We start from the raw sequence: 24,319 nt of genomic DNA, 5'->3' as shown, positions 1-24,319 counted from the left end.
CGTGGTTTGAAGAGATTTTCGAAGAGTATTAATCTTTCTTACCTTTTAGTAAGAAGGTAGCCGATAAGGCTAGGCTGAGACTTGCCATAAAGAGGAGAGGGCTAGCTTGTTCACCTGTGGCTGGGAGTTGTTTGTCATTCGTAGAGACCTGATCATTGGCTTCATTACTTTCAACCAATGGTTTTGTGGTTTCTAGGTTTCTTTCTTCCGTATGAGCTGGGACAGGTTTAACAGTTGAGCCTTCTGTCTTGTAAACAATAGCGTAAGTGCTCACGTCAAAAGTAATAAACTCAATCATACCATCTCGAATGGTGAATTCTTGTGGTTTTAATTCACTTGTTGAAGTTAATTGATAGAGTTCTTGAACATCACCTGAAATTGGTAGTCGAACGAGTACAGCACCTTTTGGTTGAACTGGCTGTCCATCTTTATCCTTGAGTTGAAGAGTGTAAGCATCGTATTTCTTGCCCAAGAGTTCTTTGTTTTCAACTTTTTGACTATCGAGGTAGCTTGCGCCTCCTAGTTCAGTTGTTCCACTGATAACTTGAACTCTTGTAGTCTTGTCTTTCAATACTTTGAGTTTAAACTCAGGAACTGTGTCACTTGGCGCGGCTTGACTACTACCTGTTCCAATTGGGCCAGTGTATTCAGGTCTTTCTACAGTAGGTGCTTTCTGATCCCCAACAGTTCCGATAGGGCCAGTGTATTCAGGTCTTTCCGCAGTAGGCGCTTCCTGTTCCCCAACTGTTCCGATAGGACCAGTGTATTCAGGTCTTTCCACGGTAGGTGCCTCCTGATCCCCAGCAGTTCCGATAGAACCAGTGTATTCAGGTCTTTCCGCAGTAGGTGCCTCCTGATCCCCAGCAGTTCCGATAGGACCGGTGTATTCAGGAATTTCCACAGTAGGTGCCTCTTGCTCCCCAGCAGTACCAATAGGATCCGTGTACTCAGGTATGGTTACTACTGGAGCAGGCTCATCCCCTTTACTTGTTTGGATTTTTTCTTCCACTGAACTAGTTTCATCCTTAGGAAATACTGTTACAACAGAGCTGCTGATTGTTTTTCCTTGGATAGCATAAGCTTCTATCGGATTGCCAGCTTTACGATCTGTAGTTTCAGGAATGTCTAGTTGGACCTTGTTATCCTTAATGGTTAATACTGTTTGTTCGCCCGATGTGACAAGATGGTCCTCATCGACTTTTCTGAGTAGAAGAGGATCTTTGATACCAGGGAAGGTCACAGCGACTCCATCCCAATTGCCAGTTGGTAGGGTTAAGGTAACAGTCTTATCTTTGGACTTAATAGGATCAAGGCTTGGACTATCGAGAGACACAGATGGTGCTTTTAAGATATCAAAGGAATCAAGAGAGATTTTCTTTCGCCCTTCTGGAGAATCTGGATCTACTTTCAAAGTTAGGACGTGATCACCATCAGCTAGATTTGTGAATTCGCCAATCAAAGCACCTTTTTCTGTTGCTCCTGGAGTGAAGAAGTCAAGGGCTGGCATCTCTTTGCCATCCAGTGTGACAAGTGCCTTGCCTAGTGATGCTGTTTTTAATCCATAGATTCGGATACCTGTTCCAGAGAATGGGATGGTTGCTATGGCTTCAGAAGCGAGGCTATCATCAGCGTTGATGTCGGCATACTTCTCTGTAGAAGCATAGAGCTCTGCATCGCTCCAATCCTTAAACATGGAACCATACTGGATACGAGGGTCACGGTCGTCGATCTTCTCAACAGCTTCTCCTTGTCCTGGGAAAACCTTGAAGTAATCAAGAGAAATTTTTGCACGCTCATTGACACGTCCTTTGTGCTCGCGCTTAACAGTGATGGTCATCAAATGAGGACCTGAGGATAGATTTGTGTAACGTCCTATCAATACACCTTTTTCAGTTGCTCCTGCTGTATAGAAGTCAAGTTCTCCAACAGATTTGCCATCAATTTTAACATCGGCAAGTCCCAATTGAGATGACTTGAGACCGTAAATTTCAATACCAGGTCCATTGAAAGGAATAGTTGCAGTCGCATCCTTATCGGAGTAATTTCCATTTGAGATATCGGCGTATTTCTCTGTTCCACCAAAGAGTTCTGAGTCAGCCCAGTTTCCATAAGCTGAGCCGTACTGGATGCGCTTGTCACGGTCATCCATCAACTCACTGAAGGCATCGATAGAAGCAGGATCTGAAACTGGTGTTGTACGATCCCCTAGCATAGCCTTAACGGTATAAGTATAGGCATGGCTAGAATCAATCGAGCGATCGATGAAGTGAGTTTGGTTGGTGATAAACTCACGAACGCTAGGAGTTTGACTGTTTTCATCCTTGCTTTCTCGTCGGATGACATAATGACTTGCTCCCTTGACTGGGTTAAAGTCAAGTTCAGCCGTCATGGCATCTTTTCGAACAGCTGTCAAACGAGTCACACGTCCAGGGAAGTTTTCAAAGGTAATGACATCACCTTTTTGAGTCGCAAGTTGGATACGGTTATCTTTGAGGCGACTAGCTTGAACTTCCTTGCCATTAATCTTGATAATACTAGATTCGATATTTGGATAGTCTACGACTAAATCCCCACCAACATTAGAAAGGAAAGATAGCGTTTCAAGATTTTTCTCTTTCCATTTCATGCTGACTTCAAAGTTACCACGAGCGACTAAGCCTGAGACTTGCCCGTCTTTCCATGCATCTGGAAGGGCTGGTAATGGGGCAATGTAGCCTGTGTGAGATTGAAGGAGCATTTCTGCCATACCGCTGGTTGCACCAAAGTTTCCATCAATTTGGAAAGGAGCGTGGGTATCCCAGAGGTTTTCTAGGGTTGAAGATCTGAGCTGTTCTGCCAACAAACGATGGGCGCGATTTCCATCTAAGAGACGGGCCCAGAGGTTAATTTTATTGGCCTTAGACCAACCCGTTCCACCATCTCCACGGTGGTTTAAGGTTGCGCGTGCTGCTTCTAGATATTCAGGCTGATCCTTGCCAAATAGAGTACCTGGGAAGAGTCCAACTAGATGAGAAACGTGGCGGTGATGGTTTTCAATGCCTTCGTTAGTGAATTGTGGGCTGTCTTCTTCGTACCATTCCTTGATACGGCCGTCTTGGTTGATGTGAAGAGGTTTGAGCTTATCAAATTTAGCCTTCACTTCTGTCACCAAATCTTGGTCGACCTTCAGATGATTGGCTGCTTCCATATAGTCGTGGAAGAGTTGCCAAACTAGAGATTGGTCAAAGGTATTCCCAATCGTGATAGTTCCATGTTCTGGTGAGTAGGATGGAGAAGAAACCCAGCGGTCACTAGCCTTGTCGTAGTGCAAGAAGGAATTCCAGAACTTGGCTGTTTCCTTGAGCATTGGATAGATCTTTTCTTTGAGATAGGTTTCATCCTTGGTGAATTTGTAGTAGTCATAGACGTTCTGCATCATCCAAGCATTGGCAGCTGGAGACCAACCCCAATAGTAATTCCAGCCTGGAGTTGTCCAGCCAAATGGTGTCGCCTGAGTATGAACCAACCAACCGTTTTCTTGACCTTCTTTGGATTCGATACCTGCGTATTCTTTAGCAGCGATACGACCATAATAGCGCATGTCATCGATATAATTGATCATTGGCTTAGCCGTTTCTGCGAGATTACTCATGTAGGCAGGCCAGTAGTTCATCTGTAGGTTGACATTGAGGTGGTAGTCTGAGTTCCAAGGTGGATTATCTACAGCATTCCAGACCCCTTGCAAGTTGGCAGGGAGGGCATCTGTCCGGTTACGAGAAGAACTGATCAGTAGGTAACGTCCGTATTGGAAGAAGAGTTCTTCTAGTTTTTGCCCTTTTGTTGGATTATAGGTTTGGAGAGCTTCTTTTGTAGTTTGATTAGACTTGCTGCCGCCGAGATTTAACTGAACACGATTGAAAAGGCTTTGGTAATCCTTGATGTGGTTATTTTTCAGAGTCTCATAGTCTTTGGCTTTAGCAGCTTCAACGATAGATTTGACAGTTTTTTCTACATCAATATCCTTACGGTAATTGGTTTTCGGATTTTGAGCAAAATTAGTCTTGGCACTGAGTAGCAGTGTTGCATAACTGGCTCCAGTGACAGTCAAATAACCATCTTGAGCAGTGACTTTTCCGTCCGTCTTGATACCAAGATAGGAAGCAAATTTCAGACCATTATCTTTGACAGTTCCCTTGAGTAAAATACCATTAGAATCAACGCTAACAGTCCCTTGTTTGTATTTAGAATTCTCCCAAGAATAGTCTCCGTTAGCAATCAAATCTTCAGTCAAGCTATTCCAAAGGGTAAAATCAAGCGTCTTATCTCCCTTTTTAGTCAAGTGGGTAACAGTGACGTCATCTGGGTAACTAGAGAAGGTTTCTCGTTTGAAACTTGTCCCATCTTGAGTATAGGAGGTAGTTGTGATAGCTTCAGAAATGTCTAAGCCACGATGATAGTCAGTAACATTTTCCAAGCCCTTCTTCTGGTTATTAAAGACCATGAAGATATCACCGAAGGCTAGGTAGCGACCGTATTGGGCATTGTTTGGCCCAACCAAATTTCTCTCTGCTAGTTGTTTGGCTTTTTGACGGTCACCGTCTTCTAAGGCCTTACGGATTTCAGCTAAGACTTTGTAGCGGTCCTTGTAGTTTCCTCCGTTGTAGTCTTGACTATCTGGCTGTGGGCCTCCAGACCAAAGTGTTTTTTCGTTGTACTGGATTCTTTCTTCACCGATGAGTCCGAAAACCTTGGCACCCATTTCTCCATTTCCGACTGGAAGGGCTTGTTTTTCCCATCCGTCATAGGAAGGAGCAGTTGGTTGGTTGTAATGTAGTTCGTAATGTTCTTGCTTGTTCACAGGAAGTTCTGGTTTCTCGCTCTCCTTATTGTCAGCAGGGGCGGTAGTAGCACTTGTCTCTGACTGACTACTAGTTTGAGGTAGTTCTGTCCCTGGGTTTGTTTGCTTTTCAGCTGATTCAGCTACAGGCTGAGTCTCTGTGTTAGAAACAAGAACTTCCTCTACATTCGTCTCAGGTTTAGCAGAGGTTTCAGTAATGGTTGCCTCACTTTCCGTAATCTCGACACCATCAGCAGCCACACCCTGTGCTGCTAAAAAAACAGCACTAAGTAAAACAGAGGCAGCTCCGATACTTAGTTTGCGGATGCTATACTTACAAGATTTTTCCCAATATCTCTTATCCACAAAATTCTCCTTTCTTAAATCTGTAAGCGCATACATTTTCTTTTAAAAAAATAAGTCTTGCAGAAATATGTGTGATTTTTTCAGATAATCTTAATATAACAAATAAACAAAACTATTGCAAGGGCTTTCAGGAAAAATGACCTTATTTTACCAAATTTTAGTTCTTTTTAATTCTATTGAAAAAGATCAGAGATAAAAAATAATCTGAGTAATTACCAACCCTTATGAAAGCGTAACTCAAACTAGTCAGGCGTGGGACTTTATGGTATAATATAGAAGATTCAAAAAGAAACAGGAGAAATGTTATGAACCTTATTTTAGCAATTGTATTGATTCTTTTAGCTTTTCTAGGAGGAGCTCTTGGAGGTATGTACTTGGTGCGCAAGCAAATCGAAAAAGAATTTGCGGATAACCCACGTTTGAACGCAGAAGCAGTTCGTACTCTGTTAAGTGCAAACGGTCAAAAGCCAAGCGAAGCTAAAGTACAACAAGTTTACCACCAAATCATTCGCCAACAAAAAGCAGCCCTTGCTAACAATAAAAAGAAATAAATAGGAAAAGTCTGGGATGAAAGTTCCAGACTTCTCACTATGTTTGACTGATATTTAGAGACAAGACTTTTTCCTTGCATTCTATTGATATTTGATTATGATTAAGAGGGAGACAGTCGGGAGCTACCCAGTCTGTCAGAAATTTCAGGAAGAAATGTAATGATAATGAACTATCAATCAGAAAAAATACTAGAAAGAAGACTGTATGGATAATCGACCAATTGGTTTTTTGGATTCGGGTGTCGGGGGCTTGACGGTTGTGCGTGAACTTATGCGCCAGCTTCCTCATGAAGAGATCGTCTATATTGGAGATTCGGCACGGGCTCCCTATGGTCCCCGGCCTGCTGAGCAGATTCGTGAATATACTTGGCAGCTGGTCAACTTTCTTTTGACCAAAGATGTTAAGATGATTGTCATTGCTTGTAATACAGCAACGGCAGTCGTCTGGGAAGAGATTAAAGCTAAGTTGGATATTCCGGTGCTGGGTGTGATTTTGCCTGGTGCATCAGCAGCTATCAAAGCGAGTCAGGGTGGGAAAATCGGTGTGATTGGAACTCCAATGACGGTAAAATCAGATATTTATCGACAAAAGATTCATGATCTAGACCCAGATTTACAAGTGGAAAGCTTGGCCTGCCCTAAGTTTGCTCCCTTGGTCGAGTCAGGTGCTCTATCGACCAGTGTGACCAAGAAAGTTGTCTATGAAACCTTGCGCCCCTTAGTCGGAAAAGTAGATAGCTTGATTTTAGGCTGTACTCATTATCCACTCCTTAGACCTATCATCCAAAATGTCATGGGGCCTAAGGTTCAGCTGATCGATAGTGGAGCTGAGTGTGTGCGTGATATTTCAGTCTTGCTCAATTACTTTGAGATTAACCGTAGCCGAGATGCGGCGCCCCTTCAACACCGTTTTTATACAACTGCAAATAGCCAAAGTTTTGCCCAGATAGGAGCAGAATGGCTGGAAAAAGAGATTCATGTGGAGCATGTAACATTATGACAAACAAAATTTATGAATACAAGGACGACCAGGACTGGTATGTTGGATCCTACAGTGTTTTTGGTGGCATTCGGACTTTGACGGATGATGACTTAGCGTTTCCTTTGTTTGATTTAGCCAAAATCTTTCGAGATGAGGAGCGAGGCTTTCCACTTTCAGTCACCGTTTTACGCTACGATTCTCCCTATCGTTTATTGTCCTTTGTGGTAGATATACTTAACCAAGAAATGGGACGAAATCTGGAAGTCATTCAACGTCAGGGTGCCTTGCTCTTAGTTGAAAATGGACAACTTCTGTATGTGGAATTGCCTAAAGAAGGAGTCAACGTTCAAGATTTCTTTGAGACAAATAAGGTCAGAGAAACTTTGCTGATTGCGACTCGTAACGAAGGTAAGACCAAGGAATTTCGTGCTATCTTTGATAAACTAGGTTATGATGTAGAAAATCTCAATGATTACCCAGATCTGCCTGAAGTTGCTGAAACTGGTATGACCTTTGAAGAAAATGCTCGCCTTAAGGCTGAAACCATCTCCAAATTGACAGGCAAGATGGTTCTAGCAGATGATTCTGGTCTTAAAGTCGATGTCCTCGGTGGATTGCCAGGCGTTTGGTCAGCTCGCTTTGCAGGAGTAGGGGCTACTGACCAAGAAAACAATGCTAAACTCTTGCACGAATTAGCCATGGTCTTTGAACTCAAGGACCGTTCGGCACAATTCCATACCACCCTGGTCGTAGCGAGCCCAGGTAAGAAAAGCTTGGTTGTCGAAGCTGACTGGCCAGGCTACATTAACTTTGAACCTAAGGGTGAAAATGGTTTTGGCTATGATCCTCTTTTCCTAGTAGGAGAAACAGGCAAGTCATCAGCTGAATTAACCCTTGAAGAAAAAAATAGCCAGTCCCACCGTGCCTTAGCCGTTAAGAAACTTTTGGAGGTATTTCCATCATGGCAAAGCAAACCATCATTGTAATGAGTGACTCCCACGGAGATAGCTTGATTGTAGAAGAAATCCGTGACCGTTATCTAGGGAAAGTCGATGCCATTTTTCACGATGGTGACTCTGAGCTTCGCCCAGATTCACCCCTCTGGGAAGGAATCCAGGTCGTCAGAGGGAACATGGATTTTTATTCAGATTATCCAGAACGCTTGGTGACTCAACTGGGTCCTACCAAGATCATCCAGACCCATGGACACTTATTTGATATTAACTTCAATTTCCAAAAGCTTGATTTCTGGGCGCAGGAAGAAGATGCAGATATCTGTCTTTATGGTCACTTGCATGTACCAAGCGCTTGGATGGAAGGAAAGACCCTCTTTTTAAATCCTGGTTCTATCAGTCAGCCACGTGGGACTATCAGAGAATGCCTCTATGCCCGTGTAGAAATTGATGATAGCTACTTTAAAGTGGACTTTTTGACACGTAACCATGAGGTCTATCCAGGCTTATCCAAGGAGTTTGCTCGATGATTGCCAAGGAGTTTGAACAGTTTTTACTGGAGCAAGAGGAAACCTTTTTAACTCCTGCTGAAAATTTGGCTGTACTCATTGATAGCCACAATGCAGATCATGCAATTCTCCTCCTTAGCCAGATGACCTATACCAGAGTGCCAGTAGTGACTGATGAGAAAGAATTTGTCGGAACCATTGGACTTAGAGACATTCTGGCCTACCAGATGGAGCAGGGCTTGAGTCAGGAAGCTATGGCAGATACAGATATCGTACACATGACCAAGAAGGACGTAGCAGTTGTCAGTCCAGACTATCGCCTCACGGATGTTTTGCACAAGCTAGTGGACGAGTCCTTCTTACCAGTTGTGGATGCAGAGGGGATTTTCCAAGGCATTATCACGCGTAAGTCCATCCTCAAGGCAGTAAATGCTCTCTTGCATGACTTTAGTAAGGAATATGAGATTCGAAGCAAATGAGAGAAGGAATTTCAGTATTTTTAGAAGAAAAACAAGGTTTGTCTGTAAATTCTAAGCAATCCTATAAGTATGACTTGGAGCAGTTTTTAGATTTGATTGGAGAACGAATCTCTGAGACAAGTTTAAAAATCTACCAAGCTCAACTATCAAATTTTAAAATCAGTGCCCAAAAGCGTAAGGTTTCTGCTTGCAATCAATTTCTTTACTTTTTATACCAGAAGGGGAAAATTGCTACCTTTTATCGTTTAGAATTGCCTAAACAGGCTGAGAAAAAGCAAGTTCAGTCAGAACTTTTAGACCTCAGTTCTTTCTGGCAAGAAAGTACCTATCCAGAAGGGCGTTTAATCGCCTTATTGATAGTTGAATTGGGCCTCTTGCCTAGTGAAATTCTAGCCATAAAAACAAGTGATGTGAATCTAGACTTTCAAGTATTGAGAATCAATAAAGCTTCTCAACAAAGAATCTTGAGCCTTCCCACAAACTTGCTTGCAGAGTTAGAACCCTTGATGGGGCAGACCTATCTCTTTGAAAAAGCTGGGAAGCCATACTCCCGTCAGTGGGCCTTTCGTCAGTTAGAAGCCTTTCTAAAGGAAAAAGGTTTTTCAGACTTATCTGCCCAAGGATTGAGAGAACAGTTTATATTAAGACAAATCGAAGAAAAGGTTGACTTGTACGAAATTGCTAAAAAATTAGGATTAAAGACAGTCATGACCTTGGAAAAATATAGATAATGGATATTAAATTAAAAGATTTTGAAGGGCCTTTGGATCTTCTTTTGCACTTGGTTTCAAAGTACCAGATGGATATCTATGATGTGCCGATTACAGAGGTTATCGAGCAATATCTAGCCTATATCTCGACATTACAAGCTATGCGTTTGGAAGTCGCAGGTGAGTACATGGTCATGGCTAGTCAACTCATGCTGATCAAGAGTCGCAAGCTCTTGCCAAAGGTTGCAGAAGTGACAGACCTAGAGGATGACCTGGAGCAGGACCTCCTTTCTCAAATCGAAGAATACCGTAAGTTTAAACTTTTGGGAGAGCAGTTGGAAGTGAAGCATCAAGAACGAGCTCAGTATTACTCAAAAGCGCCGACAGAGTTGATTTATGAGGATGCTGAACTTGTCCACGATAAGACTGCTATCGATCTTTTCTTAGCCTTTTCAACTTTGTTAGCTAAGAAAAAAGAAGAATTTTCCAAAAGTCATACAACCATTTTACGCGATGAATACAAGATTGAAGATATGATGGTTATCGTCCGAGACTCCTTGGTTGAAGGTGAGCAATTATGCTTGCAAGATTTGTTTAAAGAAACCAAGGATTTACAAGAGGTTATCACGCTCTTTTTAGCGACCTTGGAGTTGATTAAAACCCAAGAAATTTTCTTAATTCAAAAAGAGAGTTTTGGAGATATCTATCTCCTGAAAAAGAATGAGGAAAATCAAGTAGAGCCCAGTTAGGCTTGATAGAGAGGGAATATGAGTACTTTAGCAGAAATAGAAGCGCTCTTGTTTGTAGCGGGTGAAGATGGGATTAGGGCTCGTCAGTTGGCAGAACTCTTATCGCTACCACCAACAGGGGTTCAGCAGAGTCTTGAAAAATTAGCCAAAAAGTATGAAAAAGATCAGGATTCTAGTCTGGCCCTGATCGAGACAGGTGGTGCCTACAGATTGGTAACCAAACCTCAATTTGCAGCTATTTTGAAAGAATATTCTAAGGCGCCCATCAACCAGAGTTTATCTCGGGCTGCGCTTGAAACTTTGTCCATCATTGCCTACAAGCAGCCTATCACACGTATAGAAATCGATGCCATCCGTGGGGTTAATTCGAGTGGGGCTTTGGCTAAGTTACAGGCCTTTGACTTGATACGAGAAGACGGGAAAAAAGAGGTACTTGGACGCCCTAATCTCTATGTAACGACGGATTATTTCCTAGATTACATGGGCATTAACCACTTGGAAGAATTGCCCGTGATTGACGAGCTTGACATTCAAGCACAAGAAAGCCAATTATTTGGTGAAAGGATAGAAGAAGATGAGAATCAATAAGTATATTGCCCACGCAGGTGTGGCCAGTAGGAGAAAAGCAGAAGAGTTGATCAAGCAAGGATTGGTGACAGTCAACGGCCAGGTGGTGCGTGAACTGGCAACGACCATCAAGTCAGGAGACAAGGTCGAAGTTGAAGGTCAACCCATCTACAACGAAGAAAAGGTCTATTATCTGCTTAACAAACCACGCGGTGTGATTTCCAGTGTGACAGATGACAAGGGTCGCAAGACTGTTGTGGATCTCTTGCCTAATGTGAAAGAACGGATTTACCCTGTGGGACGTTTGGATTGGGACACATCTGGAGTCTTGATTTTGACCAATGATGGGGACTTTACAGACGAGATGATTCACCCTCGAAATGAGATCGACAAAGTCTATGTTGCGCGTATAAAAGGGATTGCCAACAAAGAAAACCTCCGTCCTTTGACTCGAGGCGTTGAAATTGAAGGCAAGAAAACCAAGCCGGCCGTCTATGAAATTCTCAAAGTAGATCCTGTTAAAAACCGTTCGGTTGTTCAGCTAACCATTCATGAAGGACGCAATCACCAAGTTAAAAAGATGTTTGAAGCAGTTGGGCTCCAAGTGGATAAGTTGTCTCGGACACGTTTTGGACATTTAGACTTGACAGGACTTCGTCCAGGAGAATCCCGCCGTCTCAATAAAAAAGAAATCAGCCAGCTACACACCATGGCTGTAACAAATAATAAATAATGAAAAAAATCTTAATTGCGCCTGTGCGCTTTTACCAACGCTTTATCTCGCCAGCTTTTCCACCGTCCTGCAGATTTGAGCCTAGTTGTTCAAACTATATGATTCAGGCTATTGAAAAACATGGATTCAAGGGAGTTTTGATGGGCTTGGCTAGGATATTACGTTGCCATCCTTGGTCGAAAACGGGTAAAGATCCAGTGCCAGATCACTTTTCATTAAAGCGAAATACAAGAGAAGAAGGATCACATTTGTGATTCTTTTATTGTTATAAGAGTAAGTTACTTGGTAAAATGTTGATTTCCACTACCTTTCTCCTATGAAAAGTGGTAAAATGGTTGAAAGAAAGAAGGGACAGAAATGACAACATTATTTTCTAAAATCAAAGAAGTAACAGAACTTTCCGCTATCTCAGGTCATGAAGCACCTGTTCGCGCTTATCTTCGTGAAAAATTAACACCTCACGTGGATGAAGTTGTGACTGATGGCTTGGGTGGTATTTTTGGGGTTAAACACTCAGAAGTTGAAAATGCACCTCGTGTTTTGGTAGCCTCTCACATGGATGAAGTTGGTTTCATGGTTAGCGAAATCAAAGCAGACGGGACTTTTCGAGTAGTCAGCATTGGTGGTTGGAACCCTATGGTTGTCAGCAGCCAACGCTTTAAACTCTTTACGCGTCAAGGACGTGAAATTCCAGTAATTTCAGGTTCAGTTCCTCCACATTTGACTCGTGGCACAGGTGGACCAACCATGCCAGCTATTTCAGATATCGTTTTTGACGGTGGTTTTGCGGATAAGGAAGAAGCTGAAAGTTTTGGTATCCGTCCTGGAGACACAATCGTGCCAGATAGTAGCGCAATCCTAACTGCCAATGAAAAAAATATCATCTCCAAAGCTTGGGATAACCGTTATGGAGTTCTCATGGTTAGCGAGTTAGCTGAAAACTTGTCAGGTCAAAAATTGAATAATGAACTTTATCTTGGTGCTAACGTCCAAGAGGAAGTTGGACTTCGTGGTGCCCATGCATCTACAACAAAATTTGATCCAGAAGTATTCCTTGCGGTGGATTGCTCACCAGCAGGTGATGTTTATGGTGGTCAAGGCAAGATTGGTGATGGAACCTTGATTCGTTTCTATGATCCAGGTCACTTGCTTCTCCCAGGCATGAAGGATTTCCTTTTGACAACTGCTGAAGAAGCTGGAATCAAATACCAATACTATTGTGGAAAAGGTGGTACAGATGCAGGAGCAGCTCATTTGAAAAATGGTGGTGTTCCATCTACAACAATCGGTGTCTGCGCTCGTTATATCCACTCTCACCAAACACTTTATGCCATGGATGACTTCCTTGAAGCTCAGTCCTTCCTACAAGCCTTGGTTAAAAAATTAGATCGCTCTACTGTAGATTTGATCAAAAATTATTAAACTGAAAAGATGGAGGTGATAGGTATGGAAGAACCAAACCTAGAAACCTTGATACGGGACCTTTACAATCATGCCCGTCAAAACTTGAGTGAAGATTTAGTGGCTGCACTCCTAGAAACTGCTAAGCAGTTGCCCAGCACCAATGAACGCTTGCTAGCAGTCCGACTTTCAGGGCTAGTCACACTTGAACTTCTCAGGAATCCCAAGACTCCTGCGCCAGAGTTAGTCAATCTGGCCCGCTATATCAAAAAGGAAGAAGCTAGGTACAAGGGTGCAGCTGCCTCTTCCTTTATGATTGGAGAGCTATTTAAAATGCTTTGATTCGAAAGAATCAAAGCATTTTTTTATCTTAAATTTGTTCAGCCAAAACCTTTTCAGCAAGGTTCATAGCGTGGTCTGACACACGAGTGTAGTGTGAAATGATGTCGATAAAGTTGACACCAGCTTGGGTAGAACATTCGCCGTTGTTGAGACGTTTGATGTGAGTCTTACGAAGGACGCGTTCCATCTTGTTGATGGCTTCATGGCGTTCAATAAGAGATTGAGCTTTTTCAAGGTCATTGTTTTCAACACTCTCAAGAGCATCTTTAACAAAATCGCTTGTTTGACGGTAAATATCTTCCAACTCTTCTAGGGCTGAGTTAGAGAATTGAACATTCTTGCGTTGCAAGTAGTCGTTAAGATTAATCAAAGCTTCAGCGTGGTCACCGATACGTTCCAAGTCTCGAGAAGAGTCAAGGATGTTGGTTAAGACTTCACTCTCTTTTTGACTCAATGCTTCACTAGAAAGGCTGATGAGGTAACGTGTTAATTTCTCATCGATTGTGTTGATAGCTTCTTCAGTTTTGTGTCCTTTTTCAGCTACTTTTTCATTAGAATTGATAATGTAGTCGTAAGAAAGGTCAAATGCTTTAACCGCATAGTTTCCTAGGTGCAAGAGTTCTTTCTTGGCATTTCCTAGGGCGATAGAAGGAGCTTGCTTGATGAGTTGTTCATCCAAGTAAAGAGGTTCGTATTTAACAACTTCGTCTTCACCAGGGATGAGCTTAGTAACAAAGTAGGCCAAGGCACCGATGAATGGGAATTGTACAATGGTATTACTTACGTTGAAGGCACCGTGTGAGAAGGCAATCGTCATCTCAGGTGAGAGGTGAAGTAGTGCCTGGAAGTACTCGATCATCGCAGTGAATGGGCCTAACAAGATCAAGCAGAGGATGGTTCCTAAAACGTTAAAGGTAACGTGTGTTGCTGCAACCCGTTTAGCAGAAACATTTGCTCCGGCTGCTGCGATAATAACCGTTAAGGTTGTACCGATATTATCTCCGAATAGGACTGGTAGTGCCCCTTTGAGGTCGAGGAATCCACCTGCATAGAGACCTTGTAGAATCCCGATAGTTGCAGAAGATGCCTGAATCAAAACGGTAATGACAGCACCAGCCACAACTCCCAAGATAGGATTTTGCCCCAAGGTAACCATGTATTCCTTGAACTGAGGCAAGTCTTTAAGAGGGCTCATCCCAGCACTAATGAGATTGAGGGCATAGAAGATACCACCCACACCAAAAAGGATACGTCCAATATTATTTGCAGTACGGTTTTTTGTAAAGAATAAGAACATGGTTCCAAGGAAAATCAAGGGTAGGGCATACTCGCCAAGTTTGAAACCGATGATGAAGGACGTTACGGTCGTTCCAATATTGGCTCCCATGATAATCCCGATGGCCTGTCTAAGGGTGAGGAGACTAGCGCTAACCAGTCCAACCGTAATAACCGTTACACCTGTACTTGACTGGATGAGGGCAGTGACGACAATCCCCACTAAGACCCCTAAGAAGGGATTACTTGTGTATTTATCAATGTAATATCGAAGGCGGTCTCCAGCAGCTTGTTGCAAACCGTCTCCCATGGTCTTGATACTATATAAAAACAGTCCCAGACCACCTAAAAAGTGAAAAATAATTTCCTGCCAATTAATGGACATTTTCTTTTTCCTCCGAAAAATAATCGCGGAATTTCTCCCATTCTATTTTAAAGGATAAAAGTAAATCTAACAAGTAGTAAATGCTCTTTTTTGAGAAAAATGTTGATTTTATTCGAAAAATGGCAGATGATTGTCTAATTTATATTAATTCTTCACTTCTTTATAGTTCTTGAAGGGCTAGTGTTGACTCTTTTTCTAAATATCGTAAAATAAAAATGACCTGTTCTGTGTATTTTTTGGAACAGCTACTTTTTTAATTCAAAAATAAAGCGCTTACTTTCAGGAGAAAGTCAAAGGAGAAAAAGATGAAGAATCCATTTTTTGAAAAACGTTGTCGCTATAGTATTCGAAAATTGTCAGTGGGTGCCTGCTCATTGATGATTGGTTCAGTTCTATTTGCAGGTCCAGCTTTGGCTGAAGAGTCTGTCGTTCCAGAAAATGGGACAACAACTACAGCAGTAGCTTCAGAGCAACCGTCAACCACTACTCCAGCAGAAGCAACTACACCAGCACCAGAAGTATTGAAAGAGCTAGAAGCGAGGGAAGACAAGGCAAGTGAGCAACCAGTTTCAGAAGAAAAACCAACCTTGGATCAGTTGACTGCAGGTGATAAGGAAGCAACTAGTCCAGCTGCTGAAACTCCTAAGGCTGAAGAAGCGCCTGCTACCACAGAAATTAAGCCAGAAGAAAAAGCAACAGTCTCTGACGTTCCTAAAAAAGAAGAAAAAAGTCTTCGACCAAAAGAAATTAAGTTTGACACTTGGGAAGAGTTGTTGAAATGGGAACCAGGTGCCCGTGAAGATGACGCTATTAACCGCGCCTCAGTAGACTTAGCCAAACGCTATCGTGGACATGTTGTTAATGAAAAAGCTAATAAGGATGCTAAGGTTGAAGCCCTTGCCAATACTAACTCTAAGGCTAAAGATCATGCTTCTGTAGGTGGTGAAGAGTTTAAGGCCTATGCTTTTGACTATTGGCAATACTTGAATTCCATGGTCTTCTGGGAAGGGCTGGTTCCAACTCCAGACGTGATTGATGCTGGTCACCGTAATGGTGTCCCAGTATTAGGTACTCTATTCTTCAACTGGTCTAACAGTATTGCAGACCAAGAAAAATTCGCTGCAGCTCTTCAACAAGATGAGGATGGAACTTTCCCTATCGCTCGCAAGTTAGTTGATTTGGCTAAATACTACGGCTTTGATGGTTACTTTATCAACCAAGAAACAACAGGTGATATCGTAACGCCCCTTGGTAAGAAAATGCGTGACTTCATGCTTTATACCAAGGAATATGCTGCTAAAGTCAACCATCCTGTCAAGTATTCTTGGTACGATGCCATGACCTATGAATATGGTCGTTATCACGAAGATGGACTTGGTGAATACAACTATCCATTCATGGAAAAAGAAGGGGACAAGGTTCCTGCAGATCACTTCTTTGCCAACTTTAACTGGACTAAAGAGAAAAATGACTATTCTGTAGCTATGGCCAAATGGCTAGAACGCAGTCAGTATGATGTTTTTGCAGGTTTGGAATTGCAACAAGGTGGTTCTTACAAGACAAAAGTGAAATGGGATGCCCTTTTTGATGAGAATGGCAAACTTCGCTTATCACTTGGACTTTTTGCCCCAGATACTATCACGAGTCTTGGGAAAACAGGTGAAGACTATCATAAGAATGAAAATATCTTTTTCACAGGTTACCAAGGAGATCCAACTGGTCAAAAACCAGATGACAAGGACTGGTACGGGATTGCTAACCTCGTAGCTGACCGCACACCAGCAGTAGGCCGTACCTTTACAACATCCTTTAACACAGGTCATGGGAAAAAATGGTTTGTGGACGGTAAAGTTTCCAAGGATTCTGAATGGAACTATCGTTCTGTATCAGGTATCTTGCCTACATGGCGTTGGTGGCAAACATCTTCAGCTGCTAAACTCCAAGCTGACTATGACTTTGAAGATGCCTACAATGGCGGAAATTCACTCAAATTTGCGGGTGATTTAGCCGAAAATACCAACCAAGATGTTCGTCTTTACTCTACAAAACTGGAAGTAACAGATAAAACGAAACTTCGTGTTGCTCATAAAGGTGGTAAGGGAAGCAAGGTTTATGTAGAATTTGCGACTCAGAAAAACTATACTTATGGTGGCGAGAATGCTCGTAAAGAACTGACTCTATCTGACGATTGGACAAAAGACGAATTTGACTTGAGTGCCTTGGCAGGTCAGACCATTTACGGTATCAAACTTACTTTTGAAAATACTGCTGCTCTTAAGGATTACCAATTTAACTTGGGTGAGTTGACAGTGTCAGATAATCAAGAGGAACCTCAAGCACCAACTGCTCTTAAAGTAGCTAAACAATCTCTGAAAAATGCCCAAGAAGCGGAAGCCATTGTTCAATTTACAGGTAACAAGGATGCTGACTTCTATGAAGTTTATGAGAAGGATGGCGATGCTTGGCGTCTATTGACAGGATCATCTGCCACTACAATCTACCTACCAAAAGTTAGCCGTTCAGCTAGTGCAACTGGTACTAGTCAAGAGTTGAAGGTTGTCGCAGTCGGTAAGAATGGACTTCGCTCTGAAGCAGCAACTACAAACTTCGAGTGGGGAATGACTGTCCAAGATACAAGCCTTCCAAGACCATTAGCAGCAAACATCGTTCCAGGAGCGACTGTTATCGGAAGTACTTTCCAAAATACAGAAGGTGGAGAAGGTATCGAAGGTATGTTGAATGGTACCATCACCAGCCTATCTGATAAATGGTCTTCTGCTCAGTTGAGTGGTAGCGTTGATATCCGTTTGACACAACCACGCCGTGTCGTTAGATGGGTCATGGATCATGCCGGTGCTGGTGGAGAGTCTGTTAATGATGGCTTGATGAACACCAAAGACTTTGACCTTTACTACAAAGATGAAGCAGGCGAATGGAAACTAGCTAAAGCTGTTCGTGGCAATAAAGCCCATGTTTCGGATATCATCCTTGATAGCCCAATCACTGCGCAAGACTGGCGCTTGAATGTCATCACGTCTGACAATGGAACACCGTGGAAAGCCATTCGTATCTACAACTGGAAGATGTATGAAACTCTTGATACGGAGAGCCAAAACATTCCAATGAGTAAAGTTGCAGCGCGTGTTCTAACTGACAATAAGGTTCAGCTCGGCTTCTCAGAAGCTCCTGCTGGGGCAACCATCACAGTTTATGACAAGGCGGATTCACAAACTCCAATCGCTACCTTAAATACAGCAGTTGGAGGAGATTTGGCGACAGATCCATTGAGCTTTGAAAAACGTCCAAGTCTTCTTTACTACCGTACACAATTGCCAGGGAAAGAAATCAGTAATACCCTTGCTGTAACGATTCCTCAGAATGAAAGAAAGATTAAGGCTGTCAGTCTAGAAGTAGCACCTAAAAAGGCAACTTATCAAGTTGGTGAGGAATTGAATCTTAAAGGTGGTCTTCTCCGTGTCAAATACGAAGGTGAAGAATCAGATGAAGTCATCAACCTTAGTCATGCAGGAGCTACTGTTAATGGCTACGATGCTCACCGTCATGGCGAACAAGAGTTAACAGTAACCTATCTTGGTCTTCCAGTTGCAGGAAGTTTCAAGGTTCAAGTGACTGGTGAAGAAGCTGGTCCAAAAGAAGTCGCAGCCTTGTATATTAGCAAGCAACCGAAAATTGACTACTTGGTAGGTGATGCTCTAGACTTATCAGAAGGACGTTTCAAGGTCTTATATGATGATGAGACGGAGACTGAACATAGCTTTACAGACCAAGGAGTCGAAATTACAGGCTATGATTCTCAAAAAACAGGCCGTCAAAAACTTCAGTTGCACTATCAAGGACAAACTGTCGACTTTGATGTTTTAGTATCACCTAAGGCAGCCATTAACGACGAATATCTGAAACAAGAAATCACATCTGCTCAAGGACGCAAAGAAACAATAGCTTATACATTTGCTGATGCAGCAAAACAAGCAGCTCTAGTTGAGAAGATTGAAGCAGCGAAAGCGATCTTAGAAAATCATGATGCTAGTCAAGAAACAGTCAACCAAGCCTTGAATGACTTGAAACAAGCAGGTACTGAATTGGATGGCAATCAACGTTATCAAACTGCTAGAGAAGAATTGGAAAGCTTGCTCGAATCCGTCATTGAAAAAGATCCTCAATCTGAGTTGATTACGGAAGCTGAAGCTTTGTTATCTTCACAAACGCCAACTCCAGAAGCATTTGCAAACCTCAAGGAAGAACTCAATAAAAAACTCCTTGTTAAAGAAAGACATCATGTGGGTAGCTTAGAAGAAGGTGAAACTGCGCCAACAGTTGAAGCACTACCTGAATTAGTGGTTGAGACAGAAACTCAAGCCTTCGAGCGTCAAGAACGTCCGTCAGGAGACCTCTTATTGGGTGAACGACGTCTCGTTCAGGCTGGTGCAGAAGGACAAATCCGTCATTTGATTGAAGTGGATGTCAAAGGCAATCGTACTCTTCTTCAGACAGAAGTCGTCAAGGAAGCAGTGGCAGAGATTACTGAGGTTGGTACTAAGATTGAAAGTAGCACTCAACCGCTTGACGGTCCAAAAGTCTTAGAAGTTAAGAAACCAAGCTTGGTTGGAGAAGAAGAAGTTCTTGCCTATGGACATGAAGAACGAGTAAATCCTAGCCTCCCAGTAGGAGAACGTCGCTTGGTTCAAGTAGGAGTTGCAGGTCTTCGTAGAAACCTTGTAGAGATTGATTCTGAAGGACATCGCAGTCTTAAGGGGAAAGAAGTTCTCAAGGAAGCCGTAACTGAAATTGTTGAAGTCGGTACAAAAGTAGTTAAAGTACCAGGTGACAGACCAGTTACACCTGCTCCAGCTACTCAAGATACTAAGAAGGAAACTACAAAAACAGAACCTAAGACTGAAACATCCGTTTCTCCAGTTCAAGTAAGCCAAGTGGCGAAGCAAGAACCAGCAAAAGCAGAAGCACAAGCACAAGCTGAAAAGACTGAAGGAAAACAACTTCCAAATACAAGTGCAGAAGTAGATGCAAACCTCCTAGCCCTTGGCTTGGTCGGAGTTTTAGGTGGCTTTGGCTTGCTAGCCCAAAAGAAAAAAGAAGATTAAGATAGAGTGTACCTAACACTGACTTCATATAATAAAAAAGATTTGACTTTTAAGTGTCAAATCTTTTTGTATAGGGGAGGAGAATTAAAATGGTAGAGTATTCTGTCGTAGTTACAAGCACTGTCCTTAATTAATCGAGAAAAATTGTTGTGGATAAAAGTTTAAGGTTTTGCTATCTCTTTTATTGATTTTGTGATATAATTAACACGTAAAAAAAATTAAGGAGTCTTTCCAAATGGCAAAATTGACTGTTAAAGACGTTGAGTTGAAAGGGAAAAAAGTTCTCGTTCGTGTTGACTTCAACGTTCCTGTAAAAGATGGCGTGATTACTAATGACAACCGTATCACTGCAGCTCTTCCAACTATCAAGTACATCCTTGAACAAGGTGGACGTGCGATTCTTTTCTCTCACCTTGGACGTGTAAAAGAAGAAGCAGACAAAGCTGGTAAATCACTTGCTCCTGTAGCTGCTGACTTGGCTGCTAAATTGGGTCAAGAAGTTACTTTCCTTCCAGGTGTAACTCGTGGTGCTGAATTGGAAGCAGCTATCAACGCTCTTGAAGATGGACAAGTTCTTTTGGTTGAAAACACTCGTTTTGAAGATGTTGACGGTAAGAAAGAATCTAAAAACGATCCTGAACTTGGTAAATACTGGGCATCACTTGGAGATGGTATCTTCGTAAACGATGCATTCGGTACAGCTCACCGTGCACACGCATCTAACGTTGGTATCTCAGCAAACGTTGAAAAAGCAGTTGCTGGATTCCTTCTTGAAAACGAAATTGCTTACATCCAAGAAGCTGTTGAAGCTCCAGAACGTCCATTCGTGGCTATCCTTGGTGGTTCAAAAGTTTCAGACAAGATCGGTGTTATCGAAAACTTGCTTGAAAAAGCTGATAAAGTTCTTATCGGTGGTGGTATGACTTACACATTCTACAAAGCACAAGGTATCGAAATCGGTAACTCACTTGTAGAAGAAGACAAATTGGATGTCGCTAAAGCTCTTCTTGAAAAAGCAAACGGCAAATTGATCTTGCCAGTTGACTCAAAAGAAGCAAACGCATTCGCTGACTACACTGAAGTGAAAGACACTGAAGGTGAAGCAGTAGACCCAGGTTTCCTTGGTCTTGACATCGGTCCAAAATCTATCGCTAAATTTGACGAAGCTTTGACTGGTGCGAAAACAGTTGTATGGAACGGACCTATGGGTGTATTTGAAAACCCTGACTTCCAAGCTGGTACAATCGGTGTGATGGACGCTATCGTGAAACAACCAGGCGTTAAATCAATCATCGGTGGTGGTGACTCAGCTGCCGCAGCTATCAACCTTGGACGTGCAGACAAGTTCTCATGGATCTCTACTGGTGGTGGAGCTTCAATGGAACTTCTCGAAGGTAAAGTTCTTCCAGGACTTGCAGCATTGACTGAAAAATAAGAATATAGAAAAAGAAGGACTTAGGTTCTCCTTTTTTGCGCTCTTTTAAAGTTAAAGAGTACTGAGGGATAATTGGACAGAATCCAAAAAAAACAGTAAAATAGAGGAATACCAATCTAAATGAAATTTGAGTGATGAACGTGGAAAAAAGAGAGAATCCTACAAAAACAGCTATTTGCGGTATTATCAATGTCACCCCAGATTCTTTTTCTGACGGGGGCCAATTTTTTGCTATTGAGGAAGCCTTAAAACAGGCTCGAAAATTGATGGCTGAAGGTGCCACTATCTTAGATATCGGTGGAGAATCTACTCGACCTGGAAGTAGCTATGTTGAGATTGAAGAGGAAATCCAGCGTGTGGTTCCAGTCATTCAGGCTATTCGTCAAGAAAGTGATGTTCTGATTTCGGTCGATACTTGGAAGAGTCAGGTGGCAGAAGCAGCTTTACAGGCTGGTGCCAATATAGTCAATGACATTACAGGCCTCATGGGTGATGAGAAGATGGCAGAGGTGGTTGCTAAGACTGAAGCTCAGGTGGTCATCATGTTCAATCCAGTCATGGCACGCCCTCAGCACCCTAGTTCACTCATATTTCCTCATTTTGGCTTTGGAGAGACTTTTACAAAGGAAGACTTGGCTGAATTTGAACAACTATCAGTTGAAGAATTGATGACAGCTTTCTTTGATCGTGCTCTAGTAAGAGCGGAAAAAGCAGGGATTTCGAAAGAAAACATCATGCTGGATCCAGGTATTGGCTTTGGTTTGACCAAAAAGGAAAATCTCATTCTCCTACGTGACCTTGATAAGCTTCACGAGATGGGCTATCCTATCTTTTTAGGAGTCTCTCGCAAGCGCTTTGTCATTAATATCCTTGAAGAAAATGGATTTGAAGTAAACCCTGATATTGAAGAAGGCTTTCGCAATCGTGACATTGCTTCGGCTCATGTGACCAGCATTGCTGCTAGACAAGGTGTGGAAGTGGTGCGCGTGCACGATGTAGGCAGCCACAAGATGGCAGTCGAAATTGCGTCTGCTATCCGTCTGGCAGACCATGCGGAAAATTTAGATTTGAAACAATATAAGTAAGATGAATAAAAACGAAACCAATCAGTGGATTGCCCACTACCGGACAGACCAACCGCATTTCGGCTTGGAAAGAATGGTAGAGCTTTTAGCTTTACGAGGCAATCCCCATCTTAAGCTTAAGGTTATCCACATCGGTGGAACCAATGGCAAGGGATCTACCATAGCCTTTTTGAAAAATATGCTGGAAAAGATGGGGCTAAGAGTTGGTGTCTTTAGCTCTCCCTATCTGATTCATTATACCGACCAGATTGCCATTAATGGGGAATCTATCCCAGAAGCAAGATTAGAGTCCTTGATGGTGGATTATCGTTCACTACTTGAAGGTGAACACGCTCCTACCTTACAAGGAACGACAGAATTCGAGATTATCACTGCCATAGCTTATGACTATTTTGCTTCTGAGCAGGTCGATGTGGCGATTATGGAAGTTGGTATGGGCGGACTTTTGGATAGCACTAATGTCTGTCAACCTATTCTAACAGGCATCACGACTATTGGGTTGGACCATGTAGCGCTTTTAGGGGATAGCTTGGAAGCCATCGCAGAGCAGAAAGCAGGGATTATCAAACAAGGAATTTCTCTAGTGACTGGTCACATTGTCCCAGAAGCCTTGGCTGTGATAGACCAGATTGCAAAAGCGAAACAAGCTACCAGAATCACCTATGGAGATGCCTATCAAGTCAGTCATTATGAGAGTATTGTGACTGGCGAGGTATTTGACTATACAAGTTCGCTTAGACAGGGTCGCTTCCAGACAGGTCTACTTGGTTTGCACCAGATAGAGAATGCTGGGATGGCACTGACTTTGTTGGACACCTATTGTCAAGAGACTGGGCGAGAATTGGCAAGTAATGACTTAGTGGCTCAAGCTTTAGAGGAAACAAGCTGGCCTGGACGCTTGGAAGTTATTTGTAGAGATCCCTTAATGATTTTGGATGGGGCTCATAATCCCCATGCTATCAAGGCTTTGGTAGCAACATTGCAAGAACGATTTGTGGACTACCATAAGGAAATCCTCTTTACCTGCATCAAAACTAAGGCTTTGGAGGACATGTTGGACTTGCTGGGGACAATACCAGATACCGAGCTTACCCTGACACATTTTGACGATAGTCGGGCGACTGATGAAAGCGTGCTGAAAGAGGCAGCTAAGTCTAGAAATCTCAGCTACCAATGTTGGCAGGATTTTCTAGAGCAAAAATTGACAGATAAAAAAGAAGAGAAAAAAACAGTTAGGATAGTTACGGGCTCCTTGTATTTCTTGAGCCAAGTGAGAGCCTATCTGATGGAGAGGAAAAATTAGAGAATGGATACACAAAAGATTGAAGAAGCTGTAAAAATGATCATCGAAGCAGTTGGTGAGGATGTAAATCGCGAGGGCTTGCAGGAAACTCCTGCACGTGTAGCTCGCATGTATCAGGAGATTTTTTCAGGACTTGGTCAAACTGCGGAGGAACATCTATCAAAATCCTTTGAAATCATTGATGACAATATGGTAGTGGAAAAGGATATATTTTTCCATACTATGTGTGAACATCACTTCTTGCCATTTTATGGAAAGGCTCATATCGCCTACATTCCAGATGGCCGTGTTGCAGGATTGTCTAAGCTTGCCCGTACAGTTGAAGTATACTCTAAAAAGCCACAGATTCAAGAACGTTTGAATATCGAAGTGGCCGATGCTTTGATGGAATATCTAGGTGCTAAGGGAGCATTCGTTGTTATTGAAGCAGAGCATATGTGTATGAGCATGCGTGGTGTCAGAAAACCAGGCACTGCAACATTGACAACAGTAGCTCGTGGTCTATTTGAGACAGATAAGGACCTTCGGGACCAAGCTTATCGTTTAATGGGACTATAA

Annotated in this window: 19 protein-coding genes; 17 read left to right on the top strand and 2 right to left on the bottom strand. The window is 42.5% G+C overall.

Annotation, left to right across the window (positions count from 1 at the left end):
* Nucleotides 1-28: 28 nt before the first annotated feature.
* Nucleotides 29-5,182 (bottom strand): SIALI-17 repeat-containing surface protein, encoded by a 5,154-nt coding sequence (locus HMPREF2795_RS10440; protein ID WP_083303359.1) that lies wholly within the window; start codon nt 5,180-5,182, stop codon nt 29-31.
* Nucleotides 5,183-5,487: 305 nt separating this feature from the next.
* Here HMPREF2795_RS10440 and HMPREF2795_RS09395 point away from each other — a divergent pair, with 305 nt between their 5' ends.
* The 12 genes from HMPREF2795_RS09395 to HMPREF2795_RS09345 all read left to right on the top strand — a co-directional run bounded on the left by HMPREF2795_RS09395 (nt 5,488) and on the right by HMPREF2795_RS09345 (nt 13,158).
* Nucleotides 5,488-5,733, top strand: a complete 246-nt coding sequence (locus tag HMPREF2795_RS09395) for a YneF family protein (protein WP_001048970.1) — start codon at nt 5,488-5,490, stop codon at nt 5,731-5,733.
* A 205-nt stretch (nt 5,734-5,938) separates the two neighbouring features.
* Nucleotides 5,939-6,733 (top strand): glutamate racemase, encoded by a 795-nt coding sequence (racE, locus tag HMPREF2795_RS09390; RefSeq protein WP_049503242.1) that lies wholly within the window; start codon nt 5,939-5,941, stop codon nt 6,731-6,733.
* On the top strand, nt 6,730-7,701 hold the full coding sequence (locus HMPREF2795_RS09385) for a nucleoside-triphosphate diphosphatase (RefSeq protein ID WP_075228734.1): 972 nt from the start codon (nt 6,730-6,732) through the stop codon (nt 7,699-7,701). The genes racE and HMPREF2795_RS09385 overlap by 4 nt, the downstream gene beginning before the upstream one ends.
* Nucleotides 7,677-8,198 carry a metallophosphoesterase gene (locus HMPREF2795_RS09380; protein ID WP_075228733.1) on the top strand — a complete coding sequence of 174 codons (522 nt, stop codon included), beginning with the start codon at nt 7,677-7,679 and terminating at the stop codon, nt 8,196-8,198. Before HMPREF2795_RS09385 ends, HMPREF2795_RS09380 begins: the two co-directional genes overlap by 25 nt.
* Nucleotides 8,195-8,656, top strand: coding sequence for a cyclic-di-AMP-binding protein CbpB (gene cbpB / locus HMPREF2795_RS09375; RefSeq protein ID WP_070458694.1), 462 nt, complete (start codon nt 8,195-8,197; stop codon nt 8,654-8,656). The genes HMPREF2795_RS09380 and cbpB overlap by 4 nt, the downstream gene beginning before the upstream one ends.
* Nucleotides 8,653-9,387 carry a site-specific tyrosine recombinase XerD gene (xerD, locus tag HMPREF2795_RS09370; RefSeq protein WP_075228732.1) on the top strand — a complete coding sequence of 245 codons (735 nt, stop codon included), beginning with the start codon at nt 8,653-8,655 and terminating at the stop codon, nt 9,385-9,387. Before cbpB ends, xerD begins: the two co-directional genes overlap by 4 nt.
* The gene (locus HMPREF2795_RS09365; protein WP_075228731.1) at nt 9,387-10,115 is read left to right on the top strand and encodes a segregation/condensation protein A; all 729 of its coding nucleotides are present in this window, start codon (nt 9,387-9,389) and stop codon (nt 10,113-10,115) included. The genes xerD and HMPREF2795_RS09365 overlap by 1 nt, the downstream gene beginning before the upstream one ends.
* Before the next feature lie 18 nt (nt 10,116-10,133).
* Nucleotides 10,134-10,703, top strand: a complete 570-nt coding sequence (scpB, locus tag HMPREF2795_RS09360; RefSeq protein WP_075228730.1) for an SMC-Scp complex subunit ScpB — start codon at nt 10,134-10,136, stop codon at nt 10,701-10,703.
* A complete protein-coding gene (locus HMPREF2795_RS09355; protein ID WP_075228729.1) occupies nt 10,690-11,415 on the top strand; it encodes a pseudouridine synthase in 726 nt (241 codons plus the stop codon). Before scpB ends, HMPREF2795_RS09355 begins: the two co-directional genes overlap by 14 nt.
* Entirely contained in the window at nt 11,415-11,669 is a 255-nt protein-coding gene (yidD, locus tag HMPREF2795_RS10435) for a membrane protein insertion efficiency factor YidD (protein WP_083280534.1), read from the top strand. The genes HMPREF2795_RS09355 and yidD overlap by 1 nt, the downstream gene beginning before the upstream one ends.
* A gap of 103 nt (nt 11,670-11,772) precedes the next feature.
* Nucleotides 11,773-12,837, top strand: coding sequence for a glutamyl aminopeptidase (gene pepA, locus HMPREF2795_RS09350; RefSeq protein ID WP_075228728.1), 1,065 nt, complete (start codon nt 11,773-11,775; stop codon nt 12,835-12,837).
* A 24-nt stretch (nt 12,838-12,861) separates the two neighbouring features.
* Nucleotides 12,862-13,158, top strand: a complete 297-nt coding sequence (locus HMPREF2795_RS09345) for a bacteriocin immunity family protein (protein ID WP_075228727.1) — start codon at nt 12,862-12,864, stop codon at nt 13,156-13,158.
* Between the two features lie 28 nt (nt 13,159-13,186).
* On the opposite strand, the gene HMPREF2795_RS09340 is transcribed toward HMPREF2795_RS09345, so the two are convergent.
* Nucleotides 13,187-14,818: a Na/Pi cotransporter family protein gene (locus HMPREF2795_RS09340; RefSeq protein ID WP_075228726.1), complete on the bottom strand. Its 1,632-nt coding sequence runs from the start codon at nt 14,816-14,818 to the stop codon at nt 13,187-13,189.
* A 305-nt stretch (nt 14,819-15,123) separates the two neighbouring features.
* Between HMPREF2795_RS09340 and HMPREF2795_RS09335 the strand changes: the two genes are divergently transcribed.
* From HMPREF2795_RS09335 to folE, 5 genes are all read left to right on the top strand, one after another.
* Nucleotides 15,124-19,938 carry an endo-beta-N-acetylglucosaminidase gene (locus tag HMPREF2795_RS09335; protein WP_075228725.1) on the top strand — a complete coding sequence of 1,605 codons (4,815 nt, stop codon included), beginning with the start codon at nt 15,124-15,126 and terminating at the stop codon, nt 19,936-19,938.
* A 235-nt stretch (nt 19,939-20,173) separates the two neighbouring features.
* Nucleotides 20,174-21,373 carry a phosphoglycerate kinase gene (locus HMPREF2795_RS09330; RefSeq protein WP_001096781.1) on the top strand — a complete coding sequence of 400 codons (1,200 nt, stop codon included), beginning with the start codon at nt 20,174-20,176 and terminating at the stop codon, nt 21,371-21,373.
* A gap of 134 nt (nt 21,374-21,507) precedes the next feature.
* Nucleotides 21,508-22,458 (top strand): dihydropteroate synthase, encoded by a 951-nt coding sequence (gene folP, locus HMPREF2795_RS09325; RefSeq protein WP_075228724.1) that lies wholly within the window; start codon nt 21,508-21,510, stop codon nt 22,456-22,458.
* Nucleotide 22,459: 1 nt separating this feature from the next.
* Entirely contained in the window at nt 22,460-23,761 is a 1,302-nt protein-coding gene (locus tag HMPREF2795_RS09320) for a bifunctional folylpolyglutamate synthase/dihydrofolate synthase (RefSeq protein ID WP_075228723.1), read from the top strand.
* A gap of 3 nt (nt 23,762-23,764) precedes the next feature.
* The gene (gene folE / locus HMPREF2795_RS09315; RefSeq protein ID WP_075228722.1) at nt 23,765-24,319 is read left to right on the top strand and encodes a GTP cyclohydrolase I FolE; all 555 of its coding nucleotides are present in this window, start codon (nt 23,765-23,767) and stop codon (nt 24,317-24,319) included.

This window comes from Streptococcus sp. HMSC056C01, from assembly GCF_001811305.1.
Classification (GTDB): Bacteria; Bacillota; Bacilli; order Lactobacillales; family Streptococcaceae; genus Streptococcus.
This window is presented reverse-complemented; position numbering and strand designations above follow the sequence as displayed.

What these genes read in the sequence shown, in the direction of transcription:
- xerD (WP_075228732.1), top strand. Translation starts at nt 8,653, where the DNA reads ATGAGAGAAGGAATTTCAGTATTTTTAGAAGAAAAACAAGGTTTGTCT.
- HMPREF2795_RS09320 (WP_075228723.1), top strand. Translation starts at nt 22,460, where the DNA reads ATGAATAAAAACGAAACCAATCAGTGGATTGCCCACTACCGGACAGAC.
- HMPREF2795_RS09335 (WP_075228725.1), top strand. Translation starts at nt 15,124, where the DNA reads ATGAAGAATCCATTTTTTGAAAAACGTTGTCGCTATAGTATTCGAAAA.
- HMPREF2795_RS09340 (WP_075228726.1), bottom strand. Translation starts at nt 14,818, where the DNA reads ATGTCCATTAATTGGCAGGAAATTATTTTTCACTTTTTAGGTGGTCTG.
- HMPREF2795_RS09395 (WP_001048970.1), top strand. Translation starts at nt 5,488, where the DNA reads ATGAACCTTATTTTAGCAATTGTATTGATTCTTTTAGCTTTTCTAGGA.
- cbpB (WP_070458694.1), top strand. Translation starts at nt 8,195, where the DNA reads ATGATTGCCAAGGAGTTTGAACAGTTTTTACTGGAGCAAGAGGAAACC.
- racE (WP_049503242.1), top strand. Translation starts at nt 5,939, where the DNA reads ATGGATAATCGACCAATTGGTTTTTTGGATTCGGGTGTCGGGGGCTTG.
- HMPREF2795_RS09330 (WP_001096781.1), top strand. Translation starts at nt 20,174, where the DNA reads ATGGCAAAATTGACTGTTAAAGACGTTGAGTTGAAAGGGAAAAAAGTT.
- HMPREF2795_RS09380 (WP_075228733.1), top strand. Translation starts at nt 7,677, where the DNA reads ATGGCAAAGCAAACCATCATTGTAATGAGTGACTCCCACGGAGATAGC.
- HMPREF2795_RS09355 (WP_075228729.1), top strand. Translation starts at nt 10,690, where the DNA reads ATGAGAATCAATAAGTATATTGCCCACGCAGGTGTGGCCAGTAGGAGA.
- folP (WP_075228724.1), top strand. Translation starts at nt 21,508, where the DNA reads ATGAACGTGGAAAAAAGAGAGAATCCTACAAAAACAGCTATTTGCGGT.
- HMPREF2795_RS09345 (WP_075228727.1), top strand. Translation starts at nt 12,862, where the DNA reads ATGGAAGAACCAAACCTAGAAACCTTGATACGGGACCTTTACAATCAT.
- scpB (WP_075228730.1), top strand. Translation starts at nt 10,134, where the DNA reads ATGAGTACTTTAGCAGAAATAGAAGCGCTCTTGTTTGTAGCGGGTGAA.
- folE (WP_075228722.1), top strand. Translation starts at nt 23,765, where the DNA reads ATGGATACACAAAAGATTGAAGAAGCTGTAAAAATGATCATCGAAGCA.
- HMPREF2795_RS09365 (WP_075228731.1), top strand. Translation starts at nt 9,387, where the DNA reads ATGGATATTAAATTAAAAGATTTTGAAGGGCCTTTGGATCTTCTTTTG.
- yidD (WP_083280534.1), top strand. Translation starts at nt 11,415, where the DNA reads ATGAAAAAAATCTTAATTGCGCCTGTGCGCTTTTACCAACGCTTTATC.
- HMPREF2795_RS09385 (WP_075228734.1), top strand. Translation starts at nt 6,730, where the DNA reads ATGACAAACAAAATTTATGAATACAAGGACGACCAGGACTGGTATGTT.
- pepA (WP_075228728.1), top strand. Translation starts at nt 11,773, where the DNA reads ATGACAACATTATTTTCTAAAATCAAAGAAGTAACAGAACTTTCCGCT.